Genomic DNA, 13,373 nt, shown 5'->3' with positions numbered 1-13,373 from the left:
TGTAAAAAGAGGGTACATACAAAAAAAGCAGGCCCTGTATGGTGCCTGCTTTTTTTTATTTATTTGTATTTATGCGTGATTACTGGAAGAGACCGGAAGACTTTACGGCGTCTCTGTAATACTTGAATTCCTTGTTGACAATCCTTTTGGATTCAACGGGCAGTTTGTTATAAAGAGGGAAGATCTCCTCCCAGTAATCCTTGATTTCGTTTAAGTTATTCAGCTTGGGAAGCGTATCCCTTACAGAATCCACAAGGTTCTGCGGTTCAGCTTCAACTGCAGGTTCACTCTGGGCTGCCTGGGGAGGCTTTTTCTGCTGCGGAGCTTCATATTTTGCGCTTGGCACAATCCCTTTTTCGTTCCAGAATGGATCGGCGTCTTTTCTTCTCCACTGGGCTTTTGTTTCAGTCTTACCGGTCTGACGGTCCTTTACCTCAACAAAAACCTTTACGGCATACTTTTTAACCCAGTCGCGGCCGTAGGCGGGCTGCCACAATTCCTTGGCGATTCCCAGATCCTTACAGCACCTTACCAGACAGTCACTCTTTGCGGCTTCATAGACCGAGGCCCAGCTAGTATTCCTGTTGTTTTCATAGTACTCATGCTCACCGAGTGCACGGCTGACGAAGCAGCCTCTTACATAAAGCGAACCGTCAAAACAGAGCGTATTGCCTATCTTTGAGATCGAGTGCTGGATCAGTGCCCACTGGCCGATTCCAAAGATCGAATTCAGCTTTTCACGGTAAAAGACCTGTGGATAATAGATCAGTCCGTCCGGGCGTATCTCAACTTCTTCCGGATTAAGCGGCGCCTCGAGTGCTTTCTGCTCTTTCTCCGTTACTGTAAGAAGGCTTGCCTTCTGGTACATGTTGTTGAAAGGAGTCAGATTTGTTGTCTCATTTTCGGCAATATTCTGCAAATTGTTCTGTTCATAGCTTGAAACAGCATTTTCCATAGTTTCTTCTCCTAATGGTTTTTAGCCAATGATAAGATTATTTTTTTCTATTATTTCGCAGCCGAGCGGTACTAATCCTGTTGCTTTGAAATATTTCTTTACTTCCTCTTTTTTAAGTTCACGCGAGTGCTTAACCAGCTGAGGACAAGCTTTTTCGAGTTCTTCCAGATCGAGCACCTCATCTGTTATAACGTGCGAGGATTTTCTCCAGCTTACCTTTACAGTCCCGAAATCCACATTTTCACCTTCAGGAATGAAAGCTTTCAGCGTTTTCTTTACCGATTCTGCCTTTTTCTGCAGCCTCGTCTGAACGGCCTGAAGACGCTTTATCTCTTTTTTTACCACTTCTTCCATATCCGCACAGTAAAGATTGTACTGTGCCAGACCGTATACCAGATCAGAACGCGACTGACTAAGAGTTTCCAGTTTATCACGGACCTCGGGCAAAAGCTCTCCTGTTTCCTCGGAATAGCTCGAATCAGAATCAAGCAGACCCTGAATATCCTGATCAATCTGAAAAAGTTTGAAAGTATCGCTCATCTTTTTTTACCTTTACCTTTCTCTGTTTTCCGTCCCCATAATTCATCTGTTTTTAATCTTGTCCGGACTATGAATATAGTGACGGGCATTCTGAAATAAAAACCATATTTTTATCCGAAAAGTTCAGTTTTTGGAGCATTTTTAAGGAAAATTAGGGGAAATAATCGTCCCCTTTGACGCCTGAAAATGCCTGTTTTTAAGGAGAAAAAGGGCAGGGAAACGCCCCCTAAAAAGGGAAGGTTTTATGACCAGAAAGATGACACTTTAATCGGGCTTTTTAGCCTGGCATGATTATGGTTTCCTTTTACTTCCGGGGCAATATTTTAACCTCTGTCCCTGATAAATAGTTCGGGAAATTTTGACGCTAAGTTCAGAGGTTTATTGACTTAATTGCTTTATATTTTTAACTTAAGAAAGCATTAATAGGGTTATTGGGCGGATTTTTGTGTGTTAACTTTGCCTTTATGTTTACCTGCCGGAATTTGGATGCCTAATGCTTTGATTTCTTGTGATAACGTTTGTTTACGCTCCTGCAGCCCGCTATTCTTAAATAGCAATAACATTTTAAGTTTGAAACAATTTTATTATCCATATAACCGGTATCTGGTAATAATGTAATTTTGCGGAGCTGTATGAAATCAAAACTGTTACTGACCCTGGCATTCATAGCATTTATGACTTATGAAGGCTTTGCCCAGCTGGCACAGAACAGCTGGAGCTATTCCTTTGGCCTGGCTTATCCCAGATACATCAGTTCCGGAATCTCTCCAAGCGAGTATAATTACGGAGTATTCCATTCCTTCCAAAGAAATTTCTCTGAGCACGTGGGACTGAGAATTTCGGGCAATTATAACCGCCTGCAGGGAAAATTTGGAACAATTGAAGAGAAAACAGACCTCCTGAGCGCAAACTTCGACCTGGTTTATTACTTCGCCCCCTGTGAACCGGTCTCTCCTTACTTCCTTGTTGGTGCGGGTGCTTTTATCTTTAAGGTAAGCAACCCTATCAGCCCCGGCCTTTCAAGCAAATTCCTGAGGGATTACCAGATCGATGCCGGCCTGGGTGCCGAATGGTACCTCTCTGAGGACTGGAGGCTCGAGACGGAACTGGATTACACTACTCCTGCTACAAGCAGAATTGACGGCGTTACCTCGGGCTTTAACAACGGGCTTCTTGGCGGTAACTACGATACATATGCCACTTTCCGCCTGGGCGTTATTTACTACTTCTCAAAAGGGGAGCCTTCAAAACTTTGCGACCTCTACAGCGGCCTGGCAAAGGAAACCCCTGAAATAGATTATGACCGCATAGAGAGCATAATTAAAAAATACCAGACCAAACCTACAGAGACTGTAGATTACGACAGAATTGAGGACATAGTTAAAAGAAACCAGACTCTTGCCGCTCCGCAGATGCAGAAACAAAACTGGCAGCTTGTTGGCGTAACCTTTGACCTGGGAAGTGCAAAGTTCAAAACAGAGGCTTATCCCATACTTTATAACGCTGCTCAGATGCTCGTGCAGAACCCTGATCTGAAAGTTGAAATACAGGGCTATACAGACGACATAGGCTCCGATACATATAACCTTAACCTTTCACTTAAAAGGGCCGATGCCGTTAAGGATTACCTCGTAAGCCACGGGGTCGCGGCAAACCGCCTTAGCGCCGTGGGGCTTGGGTCACAGAATCCTGTCGGCAGCAACAAGAGCCCAAAAGGCAGGGTACTGAACCGCAGGATAGAATTTAAGATATTAAATTGATATATTTAGTAAAGTAGAAATTTTTAAGATTAATAAAGGGTTACATACAGATTGTAACCCTTTTTTGTGTAACATGATAAGAAAGATATTTTACCTGCTCGTAATGCTGTCCGGGATCCTGCCGGCCCAGACAATTACTTTTGATGAGTTCCTGACTATAAGCAAGGGATCATTAAACCGCGATGCCCTGCTTGAAATGAAAAATATTCTGCCTAAGAATTTTGCAATTACAGCACTGGACTATGCCGACTTCTCAGGCGACGGTAAAAACGACCTGGCTATAGCCGTAAGACCTTTGAACAGGCACGACAGGACCATCTACGTCTACATGTTCTGCGATTCCCTTAAGCATTACACACTCGTTCACGCCGATACTATGAAGTTTGTCGTGCTTCCGATTGAAATAGGTTTCAGCATCAGTAACAGGGTCTGCTACATTACACAGAAAATTGAGGATAAAAGCTGGGCCATTACAGGCTACTCCTTTGTAAAAAATGAACTTGCACTTGTGGATTATTACAGGACCCAGGTAAAGCCGTTAAACAAAAAAACTGATATCGGCCTTGAGCGCTATAACAACTACAGGAACCTTGAGGCCTTTACAGGGTACTACGACGTTAATACACTTAACGAGTACAAAAAAACAAAGTACTTTTACCATCCCGTATACGCACTTAAAAGAAATGTTTACTCAGGCTACGACAGAAGTGTGGCTATAGATAAAAGCTGGCTGTGGGATAACTCTAAGCCTGGCCTCAGCCCCTCCTGGGGCAATGTTACCATTTCTCAGGATGAGACACAAAAAGATGATCCCGAAATGGTAATTGACCTCACCTTAAACAGAAATTTTTTATCCGGCATCGATTCGCTTTTACTAAACGAGCTGACAATCTGCTTCGACCGTTCGGCTGAAAGGCTGATTAAAGGCGCAACCAGAAGGGGGGAGAAGTTCAGGGAATCGGCCGATGAGGACGTGGCAAGAATAAACGTCAGCTTCACTGCAAGCAATCCCTCCCAGGCAAGGATTGTTACCTCAATTGGAAGCAATTACAGGCTTAAGAGGGCATCAGAAATAAGACTGTCGGGAAAAAAATCGGGCGACCTGACCTTCAGGCTTAGGCTCCCTATGGAAATGCTTAACATTGCCCCGAATATGAACGAGATTGGTACTTTTATATCCCTTGCCCTGAAGGCTAAGGACGGGAGTGACATACTGCTTAAGGATTCCGACGGCGACTATGACGATCCTTCCTCATATGCAAGAATGGTACTCCTGGGTGAAGGGGAGTACTACGGGAACATTCAGACGAACAGGTTTGATCTTCTCTTAAAAAAACTCTCGCAGAACGGAATTTTTTAATGGGAATTTTCCTCGTTTACCATACCCCTTTACTTTTTAATAAATTTGTTTTATGTTAAGGCAAACATATTCTTTTAATTTTATCCGGCGAGGTAAAGAAAGATGACAAAGACGAAATTACAACTTATAACAACAAGGGAGAACCTCCGCGGCCTGTTATCTGACTGGTCAAGGAGGATTTTTTGTATATGAACATAAAAGCTAAAATTATTGACCAGGAAGGTATGAACCGTACGCTTACGCGCCTTGCGCACGAGATACTGGAGAGGAACAAGGGTACAAAAAATCTGGTGCTGATCGGTATGAGAACGCGCGGTGAGTTTATTTCCAGAAGACTCCTGGAGAAGATTAGGGAAATTGACCACTCGGAGCCCCCGTACGGAGTGCTTGATATCACTCTCTACAGGGATGACTTCCGCAAGCGCCTCAAACAGCCGCAGGTCTCTGTAACAAACATAACCTTTGACATTAACGAAAAAGACGTCATACTTATTGATGACGTCCTTTATACCGGCAGAACCGTCAGAAGCGCCCTCGATGCCTTGATGGACCTCGGGCGGCCTTCTACAATCCAGCTCTGCGTTTTAGTCGACCGCGGGCACCGCGAGCTCCCGATCAGGGCCGACTTTATCGGGAAAAATATCCCTACTTCATTCAATGAGGAAGTAAAAGTGAAAATGAAAGAAATAGACGATGAAGACGCCGTCTATTTAATCGATATTTCTAAAGAATAGATATTTCCTGAAGGCGAAACCGTTGTTTCGCCTTTTTTTTGATAAAACAAAATTTAAGTAATTCTTAAAATTAAAGAGAGAATATTACATGCCTTTATCAAGCAGACATCTACTGGGATTGCAGGGCGTTCCAAAGGAAGATATACAGCTCATTTTAGATACGGCGGTCACTTTCAGGGAAGTGCTGGAAAGGCCGATCAAGAAGGTCCCGACACTTCAGGGGAAAACCATTGTAAATCTTTTCTTTGAAAACTCCACCCGCACCCGTATCTCATTTGAACTGGCGCAGAAGCGCCTTTCGGCCGATACGATCAACTTCTCAACTTCCACGAGCAGTACAAAAAAGGGAGAAACCTTCAAGGATACTGTAAAGAATATTGAAGCCATGAAAGTCGACATGATCGTAGTGCGCCATGCCTCGGCAGGAGTTCCGCAGTTCTTAACACGCATTTCAAATGCAAATATTATTAACGCCGGTGACGGCGCACACGAGCACCCCACGCAGGCCCTGCTGGATATGTATTCAATCAGGGAAAAGTTCGGACGCCTGGAAGGACTTAAGGTCTGTATCGTTGGCGACATCGCTCACAGCCGCGTGGCGCTTTCAAACATATTCGGGCTTAAGGCCATGGGCGCCCACGTGTCGCTCTGCGGCCCTGCAACCATGATCCCGAGGGATATTGAAAAGCTGGGAGTAAAGGTAATACACGACATTGACGAGGCCATACGCGAAAATGACGTCCTTAACGTCCTTAGGATCCAGCTCGAGCGCCAGGCGGGCGCCTTATTCCCAAGCCTGAGGGAATACCACAACTACTTCGGCATAACTTCTGAACGCCTTGAGAAAAACGGAAGGGATATTGTTATTCTACACCCCGGACCCATAAACCGCGGCGTTGAGATCTCTTCGGAAGTGGCCGACGGACCGTATCAGATAATTCTCGATCAGGTGACAAACGGTGTAGCTGTCAGAATGGCTGTGCTCTACTTATTAGGAACATTAAACAAGGCGGATGGAAGATGAAAATAATATTAAAAAACGCGAGGCTCCTTAACCCGGAGCAGAAACTAAATGAAACCAGTGACCTGCTGATTACTAACGGCGTAATTACAAAAGTCGGCAGCCTTAATGCTGAAGACACAAAAAATGCTAGAACATTTGAACTTAATAATAAATACGTGGTCCCCGGGCTTTTTGACATGCACGTCCACTTAAGAGAGCCGGGCAGGGAAGATGAAGAAACTGTTGTTACAGGAAGCAACAGCGCCGCTGCAGGAGGTTTTACGGGACTTGCATGCATGCCGAACACCAATCCGGCAATAGACTCGGCTGAAATTGTAAGCTTCATAAAAGAAAAAGCAAAAAACCACCTCGTGGATGTCTATCCTGTAGGCGCTGTTACAATGGAAAGAAAAGGTGAATCTCTCAGTCCTATGGCTGAACTGAATGAAGCAGGCGTTGTGGCATTTTCTGACGACGGCGATGCCATTAAAAATGCAAGAATTTTAAGGCTGGCATTTGAATACGCCTCAATGTACGGCATACCCATTATGGAACACTGCGAGGATGAATCCCTGGCCGGTGGTGTGATGAACGAGGGCGTTACCTCTACATTCTTAGGACTTCCCCCGATGCCTTCAATTGCCGAAGACCTGACCGTTATGCGCGATATAATGATGGCTGAATACACGGGCGGCAAAATTCATATCACCCATATCAGCACAAAAAACTCAATTGAAATGGTACGCCAGGCAAAGAAAAGGGGAGTCAAAATTACCTCAGACGTTACACCCCACCACTTCTCTTTGACTGAAGAAGCCCTTAAGAATTACGACACAAATACAAAGATGAATCCCCCCTTAAGGACGAGGGCCGACGTGGATGCCGTGCTTGAAGCCTTAAAAGACGGCACCATAGACGCCATTGCAAGCGACCACGCGCCTCATTCAATTGAGGAAAAAGAGATGGAATTTATCTATGCGCCTAACGGAATAGTGGGACTTGAAACCGAGCTCGGCCTGGCCTTAAGCGAGCTTCTGAATAAGAAGATCCTTTCAATTGAGGAGATTGTAAATAAACTGTCGGTTAACCCAAGGAAGATTCTGAACCTCCCGGTTCCGAAAATTGCCGAGGGTGAAATTGCCAACCTTACAATAATCGATCCCGAGGTTGTCTGGACGGTTGACGTTAAGCAATTTAAGTCCAAATCAAAGAACTCTCCTTTCGACAAGAGGCTTTTGACCGGAAAGGCCCTGGGTGTTATTAACAAGGGTAAAATGTTCTTTGAAGATAAATTCTTTGCGATTTAATCCTGTAGTTCTTAATATGTAATGTTTATTCCCATTTCCATAAATAATCCGGGGTTATATAAGCATGAAAGAGAAAAATGTGTTCCTTATTCCTGCAGCTTTAATCGCTGCAGGACTTATTATCTGCGCCGTTATTATGGCTTTGACCTGGCGCGCTAACAGGAAAGCCGATCAGACAATTACCGTTACCGGTTCGGCAAAGAAGGAGATAACCAGTGACTTCGGCCTCCTTAGGGGAAGTATCTCTTCGCGCGCCACTACGGCTGAGGAAGCGTTCAATGAGCTGAACCGTCAGAAGCCGATCCTGCTTGAATACCTTGCCTCAAAGGGGTTCCCTCAGGATAAGGTTACTTTCTTTACAGTTAATTCTTTTCCTGTCTATGAGGTGGGCCCGAATAGGGAACAGACGGGAAGATTGCTCAATTATAACTACAGCCAGAGAATAGAGATCAGTTCAGCCGACGTTAATAAGATTCGGGAAATATCGCTTGAAATCAGTTCACTGGTTAAAAAGGGCGTTACGTTCATGGTGGAGATGCCTGAATACTACTATACTAAGCTTGCGGACCTAAAAATCCAGGTACAGGCTGAGGCCGCAAAAGACGCCATTAACCGCGCGCAGAGGATTGCCGAGGCCACGAACAGATCCTTAGGCCCCATTAAGTCGGCCAGGATGGGAGTCCTTCAGATTACGCCGAAGTTTTCAAACATGGTCTCCGACTACGGTGTAAATGACTTAAGCTCAATTGATAAGGAAATTACAGCCGTAATTTCGGCCTCCTTCCAGCTTGAATAAAATAAAAAAGGCATGCGCTTTCTAAGCGCATGCCTTAATAAACTTTTGGGAAAAATTGTTTTACTTCAGAATCGACATCTTCCTAATTTCTGAATACTGGCCCTGTCTTAATTCATAAAAATATATTCCGCTTGGAACGTTCTTTGCGTTAAAATGGATGGAGTATTCTCCTGATAGCTTAAAGCCGTCTAAAAGCGTTGCCACCTCACGCCCGAGTATGTTATAGACCTTAAGGGTAACATTGCCGCTTCTTTCAAGGCTGAACTTAATTGTCGTCTCAGGGTTAAAAGGATTCGGGTAGTTCTGTGAAAGGCTGAACTTTGCCGGGACTGCCGGAGCGCCTTTCTGTTCTACTCCTGTAACAAGCGCGGGGTTCCCTTTTGCAAGTATAGTCCCCCAGTCGCCCGAGATCCAGAGCGTGGAATCATTCATCATATGCATTGAGAAAAGGTCGTATGCGGTTGAAGCCCACTGTTGTGTCCATGTTGTGCCGCCATCAGTGCTGTAAAGAACGAGTCCTCCGTCGCCAACGGCATAAACAACGCCCGCCGACCTGCTTTCAACAGAATTTATATTAGCCGTAGTGTTTGTAGTAAGGCGTGTCCAGGTTTGTCCGCCGTTAATGGTCTTTAATATTGTGCCGTTTGAGCCTGAAGCATAACCGTTGTTTAAGTCTCGGAAGTCCACGTTTACAAGCGCATAGCCTGTATTCTCATTTTGCTTTGTCCAGCTTTGTCCGCCATTTTGCGTATGGAGTATGAGCCCGTTTTCGCCGCATATCCAGCCGTTCTGTGTGTCTTTGAATTTTATTCCGAATAAAATACTTGTTACGCCGGGATTCTGGTATGTCCAGGTTTTGCCTCCGTCCATTGTATGGATTAGCTTACCCTGTTCACCAACAGCCCAGCCGTTATTGAGGTCGACAAAGCTTACAGCTTCAATCGTCTTGGAATCAAGCTGTGTATTTATCTGCTGCGTCCATGTAGCCCCGCCATCAGAGGTATGCAGAAGTATTCCCATGTCTCCAACAACCCAGAGGTTATCTTTTCCCACGGCAGCTGCGCCGTAGAATGAGTCTCCTGTAATCCCCTTGGTTATGTTGTCCCAGGTTTTCCCGCCGTCATTGGTCTTAAGCATATAACCCCACTGCCCGCCGGCAAAGCCATTCATGTTGTTGCCGAAGGTAATCCAGTTGACGCTTGGAGCAGTGCCTTTATTTGTGAAGTTCCAGGCGCCGGTTCCGGTTTTGCTTGCCAGCATCCCGAAATCCCCAACAGCCAAAAGTGTTCCCGGAGTTCTGGACAGGCCGTGTACCGAAGTATAAATGCCAAGAGCTTCATTTGTCCAGCTGCTTCCGGAATTAACTGAATGCAGCATGGTGCCGTTATCGCCCGCAACATAGTATTCCGATGGGGAAGTAAAAGTAATGTCGTTTAAGCCTTCTGTAACGCCTGAGGCAATTGGGCTCCAGCTCGCGCCGCCATTACGAGTGACATACATTGTTCCGCCGCTTCCCAGGATAAAGCCTGTCGACTGGTCAAGGAACTTAACCATCGTGTTTATAACCGTGGTAGCTTCACCGGTTGCTTTTGAGCTCCAGCTCGTTCCGCCATTTGTTGTATAAAGAACAGTTCCGTTTGAGCCAACGGCAAAACCGTTTGTGCTGCTTATAAAGCAAATGCTGTTGATGCTAATGTTTGTTGGAACGCCCTGCGACTGCTGAGACCAGGTTTTCCCTCCGTTCAGGGTTGTAAGAATGGTCCCGTTATCTCCTGCAGCCCACCCTAAGTTTTTGTCGAGGAAGAAAATTGAGTTAAGTCCGTTAGTGTTATTCGGTCTTCCGTTCTTGTCGTTCTGCTGTATCCAGTTGGTTCCTCCGTTGGTTGTGGCAAATATGGCGCCGTAATCGCCTGCAATAAAGGCTGTAATTGAATCAACGACAGATATGCTCCTGAAGTTATCTGTAATAGCTTCAAACTGTATCTCCCAGCTTTTCCCGGCGTCGGGGCTGAATAAAATTGTGCCGCTTTCGCCAACGGCATAGCCGTAAAATTCATTATAAAATGAGACCGCCCAGAGCGTATTCGACTGCGGCCTGGGGTTCTGCCAGCGCCAGTCCTCGGCTCTGGCGGTTATGTTCATCGTTATAAATAAAAGAAGGAGTATTTTTATTTTCATTCTCTTAGAATCCTATTCCTATTGTGCCCGTGAAATGATAAGATGAAAAATCGTTATAGTCATCGTTCGACTGGTTTCTTAAGACTCCGGTGCCGAGCATTACGTCGAGGCTGAAGCCAGGGAAAAGTGTAAAGTTTTTAGAAACGTATACTTCTACTGAATTGGTCAGGTCATTGCGTTTTTCATTATTTATCTGCACACCGTCCAGGTTCAAAGCAGGCGCTTCAAAGTTCTTCTGCTGGAAGTTGTATTCCATAGACATCTGCATATTCCATGGCAGGGGCTGGTCCACGGCAATTTTCGATTCAAAGCCCTCATAGCTGAAGAAGTCATTGTATAAATCTTCTGAAAGCATTGACGTGTTGGCGTATTGTGCCAGATACCTGGTCAGGGTCTTGGGGTTATACCTGTAAAGGAAGAGGGTTCTTAATGCCGTCTGGCTTTCCCACCTTTTATTAAAAAATACTCCTGCCGTAAACTGCGAGGTGCCGTTTTCCTGTGGCTCCAGGAGTATCTGCTTTGATGATGGGACCGTTATCTTTGATCCGAGCTTGCCTTTACCCTGGCTCTTCTGGTTGAAGCTTCTTTTGGTCTCAAACTTTGTCGTGTCGTAGATCGACTGTGTGTAATACTTTATGCCTCCTGAAAGTGAGAGGCCGTACTGATAGGATACGTTATATCTGTTATATATCTGAACGGAGAGCTGGTCTGTAAAGTTGGAAAGTTCAGAAATATAGGCGTAACTTCTCAGTCCTGCGGAATTTGTAATCCTGAGCGAGAAGAGGTCTCCGGGAACGGTTTTATACGACGCAGTAAACCCGGTGCCGAAGTTGTCAAATTCCCTGAATGCATCTTTGTCGTGCCTTGCTCCTGCCTGAAGAGTAAAGTTGAGGTAGCTGGCGCTGGAGTCTTCCGTTACGCTTTCTGCCGATTCTTCCTCTTCTGCGGGCTCTATCTCCTCAGACTCTGTTGACGTGGAATCATCACCTTCTGAGGCTTCTTCATCCATGGGAGCAGCCCCTTTTTCCAAGCCGGCCGAAGGCTTCTTTGTTAGCCTCAGGTTATATTTGGCGAAAATGTTGTGCTCGTAAAAATTTCTGTCGCTTAACTGGTTAAAAAGCATAAGGCCCGAGACGTAGCTGAAAGAAAGCCTTGAAGCCTCAAAATCTTTCAGGTAATTCATCTCCAGATACGATTGCCTTAGCTGATCGGGCTTCCTCTGGTAATTATAAAGTGGATTATTATAATAACCGAAGCTCGTGTTGCCGTAAAATGAAAACTGCGGAAATGCCTTCGAAGAAAATAAAACTATAATGGCTGCGGCTATTAGCAGTGTCTTATTTGCTTTGCAGTTCATCCTTAAGCTCCTTTTTTGTTGTTTCCACCTGGGGCTGAGTAATCTGCGAGGGCTTTACTTCAAACCTCACTGTTTTATCCCAGGTGCGTTTTTCTCTTTTTATGTATTCTGAATAAATGGCCTTCACAACAATATATATCCAAAGCTGGCAGTAGCTGAAATAACTTAGCACTATGAGAAATATATTCTTTATGCTTTCTTCCTCGTCAAAAGATATGGCAAGCGTAATTTCAAGAATAAACAGGAAGAACGCCATGATCCAAACAAAAGTGTAAGGGCCGGGAAGTGCAATACTGACCAGGTTCAAAGCACTGATTATGAAAAGAACGTCAGAAATCAGAATTGCGGCAAAAAATACGTAATAAAGAGAAAGGTTGTATAAAAGATCAAAAGCCAGACGCTTGTTCTTGAACTTCGGTATCTGCTTGAAGAACTTTGCAATTACGTAGTTGTTGCCCCTGACCCATCTCATGCGCTGCTTTATCCAGACCTTCCACTCCTGCGGCTCCTGTTCGTATGTAATTGAATAGGGGATAAACTTAATTTTGTAGCCTTCCTGGTAAATTCTTATGCTGAGCTCTGAGTCTTCAGTGAGGGCTTCTTCATCCCATCCTCCGAGCTTGTATATGAGCCACTTCCACATTACAAAGTTTGTCCCTGGCAATGTTGCTATCCTGTGCATCTGCCAGCGTCCTGCCTGAAGCATCGACTGGAAGCTGAGGGTTTCAATATTGATGAACTTTGTAAGAAGGTTTGTGTTTTTGTTTACTGTTCTGAATTTCCCGAGCACCGCACCCAGGTCCTTATGTGTTGTAAGCTGAATTACCAGGTACCTTAGTGCATTCGCATCCGGGGTGTTGTCGGCATCATAAATGGCTATGATATCGTTTTTAGCCTGCCTGATCCCGAGGTTAAGCGCGCGGCTTTTTCCCTTTCCGCCTTCGCCCTTGGGAACGTCAAAAAGAACCACGCGGCTGTCTAAAGATGCATAATGCTGTATGATCTCTTTAGTCCTGTCTTTCGATCCGTCATTGATAACAATTATTTCAAGCTTGTCTTTTGGATAATTCAACCTTAACATTGCTTCAATCGTTTGTCCGATTACCTTATCTTCATTATGAGCAGGAATAAGAATGGTGCAGGAAGGGAGGTCATATTCTTTAGCGTCAACTTCCTTCTTCTCCTTCAGGCTCTTCATATAGTTGAAATAGCCGTATACGGTCAGTATAAACTGATAGCCGATCATGAACCATATCAGAATGACAGCAACGACAAATAAAAAGCTTAAATCTACTTCTAAGACTGACATTGATTTTCCTTTAATTAAAATAGTAGAGTAGTAAGTATTACTTTTATTAAAAACCACAGGCACTAAAACCCGTT

Annotated in this window: 11 protein-coding genes; 6 read left to right on the top strand and 5 right to left on the bottom strand. The window is 44.7% G+C overall.

The window, feature by feature from the left end:
• Nucleotides 1-79 precede the first annotated feature (79 nt).
• Nucleotides 80-955: a hypothetical protein gene (locus tag HF312_09500; GenBank protein ID MCU7520436.1), complete on the bottom strand. Its 876-nt coding sequence runs from the start codon at nt 953-955 to the stop codon at nt 80-82.
• Between the two features lie 21 nt (nt 956-976).
• Complete coding sequence (locus tag HF312_09495; protein ID MCU7520435.1) at nt 977-1,495, bottom strand: hypothetical protein; 519 nt, start codon at nt 1,493-1,495, stop codon at nt 977-979.
• 632 nt (nt 1,496-2,127) lie between these two features.
• On the opposite strand from HF312_09495, the gene HF312_09490 reads away from it, so the two are divergent.
• The 6 genes from HF312_09490 (at nt 2,128) to HF312_09465 (ending at nt 8,455) form a co-directional block, all read left to right on the top strand.
• The gene (locus HF312_09490) at nt 2,128-3,255 is read left to right on the top strand and encodes an OmpA family protein (GenBank protein MCU7520434.1); all 1,128 of its coding nucleotides are present in this window, start codon (nt 2,128-2,130) and stop codon (nt 3,253-3,255) included.
• 73 nt (nt 3,256-3,328) lie between these two features.
• A complete protein-coding gene (locus tag HF312_09485; protein ID MCU7520433.1) occupies nt 3,329-4,615 on the top strand; it encodes a hypothetical protein in 1,287 nt (428 codons plus the stop codon).
• A 188-nt stretch (nt 4,616-4,803) separates the two neighbouring features.
• The gene (gene pyrR / locus HF312_09480; GenBank protein MCU7520432.1) at nt 4,804-5,349 is read left to right on the top strand and encodes a bifunctional pyr operon transcriptional regulator/uracil phosphoribosyltransferase PyrR; all 546 of its coding nucleotides are present in this window, start codon (nt 4,804-4,806) and stop codon (nt 5,347-5,349) included.
• An 88-nt stretch (nt 5,350-5,437) separates the two neighbouring features.
• Nucleotides 5,438-6,373: an aspartate carbamoyltransferase catalytic subunit gene (locus tag HF312_09475; GenBank protein ID MCU7520431.1), complete on the top strand. Its 936-nt coding sequence runs from the start codon at nt 5,438-5,440 to the stop codon at nt 6,371-6,373.
• Nucleotides 6,370-7,659 (top strand): dihydroorotase, encoded by a 1,290-nt coding sequence (locus tag HF312_09470; GenBank protein ID MCU7520430.1) that lies wholly within the window; start codon nt 6,370-6,372, stop codon nt 7,657-7,659. Before HF312_09475 ends, HF312_09470 begins: the two co-directional genes overlap by 4 nt.
• Nucleotides 7,660-7,723: 64 nt before the next feature.
• Entirely contained in the window at nt 7,724-8,455 is a 732-nt protein-coding gene (locus HF312_09465) for an SIMPL domain-containing protein (protein MCU7520429.1), read from the top strand.
• Between the two features lie 60 nt (nt 8,456-8,515).
• On the opposite strand, the gene HF312_09460 is transcribed toward HF312_09465, so the two are convergent.
• Genes HF312_09460 through HF312_09450 form a run of 3 tightly spaced genes read right to left on the bottom strand, consistent with a single transcriptional unit; the run spans nt 8,516 to nt 13,299 of the window.
• On the bottom strand, nt 8,516-10,633 hold the full coding sequence (locus HF312_09460; protein ID MCU7520428.1) for a T9SS type A sorting domain-containing protein: 2,118 nt from the start codon (nt 10,631-10,633) through the stop codon (nt 8,516-8,518).
• A 4-nt stretch (nt 10,634-10,637) separates the two neighbouring features.
• On the bottom strand, nt 10,638-11,990 hold the full coding sequence (locus HF312_09455; protein ID MCU7520427.1) for a hypothetical protein: 1,353 nt from the start codon (nt 11,988-11,990) through the stop codon (nt 10,638-10,640).
• Complete coding sequence (locus HF312_09450; GenBank protein ID MCU7520426.1) at nt 11,971-13,299, bottom strand: glycosyltransferase family 2 protein; 1,329 nt, start codon at nt 13,297-13,299, stop codon at nt 11,971-11,973. The genes HF312_09455 and HF312_09450 overlap by 20 nt, the downstream gene beginning before the upstream one ends.
• Nucleotides 13,300-13,373: the final 74 nt, after the last annotated feature.

It is taken from the genome of Ignavibacteria bacterium, from assembly GCA_025612375.1.
Taxonomy (GTDB): Bacteria; Bacteroidota; Ignavibacteria; order Ignavibacteriales; family SURF-24; genus JAAXKN01.
Note: the sequence above shows the minus strand (reverse complement) of the source record. Positions and strands in the feature narration are given on the sequence as shown.

What these genes read in the sequence shown, in the direction of transcription:
- HF312_09465 (MCU7520429.1), top strand. Translation starts at nt 7,724, where the DNA reads ATGAAAGAGAAAAATGTGTTCCTTATTCCTGCAGCTTTAATCGCTGCA.
- pyrR (MCU7520432.1), top strand. Translation starts at nt 4,804, where the DNA reads ATGAACATAAAAGCTAAAATTATTGACCAGGAAGGTATGAACCGTACG.
- HF312_09450 (MCU7520426.1), bottom strand. Translation starts at nt 13,299, where the DNA reads ATGTCAGTCTTAGAAGTAGATTTAAGCTTTTTATTTGTCGTTGCTGTC.
- HF312_09470 (MCU7520430.1), top strand. Translation starts at nt 6,370, where the DNA reads ATGAAAATAATATTAAAAAACGCGAGGCTCCTTAACCCGGAGCAGAAA.
- HF312_09500 (MCU7520436.1), bottom strand. Translation starts at nt 955, where the DNA reads ATGGAAAATGCTGTTTCAAGCTATGAACAGAACAATTTGCAGAATATT.
- HF312_09495 (MCU7520435.1), bottom strand. Translation starts at nt 1,495, where the DNA reads ATGAGCGATACTTTCAAACTTTTTCAGATTGATCAGGATATTCAGGGT.
- HF312_09475 (MCU7520431.1), top strand. Translation starts at nt 5,438, where the DNA reads ATGCCTTTATCAAGCAGACATCTACTGGGATTGCAGGGCGTTCCAAAG.
- HF312_09455 (MCU7520427.1), bottom strand. Translation starts at nt 11,990, where the DNA reads ATGAACTGCAAAGCAAATAAGACACTGCTAATAGCCGCAGCCATTATA.
- HF312_09490 (MCU7520434.1), top strand. Translation starts at nt 2,128, where the DNA reads ATGAAATCAAAACTGTTACTGACCCTGGCATTCATAGCATTTATGACT.
- HF312_09485 (MCU7520433.1), top strand. Translation starts at nt 3,329, where the DNA reads ATGATAAGAAAGATATTTTACCTGCTCGTAATGCTGTCCGGGATCCTG.
- HF312_09460 (MCU7520428.1), bottom strand. Translation starts at nt 10,633, where the DNA reads ATGAAAATAAAAATACTCCTTCTTTTATTTATAACGATGAACATAACC.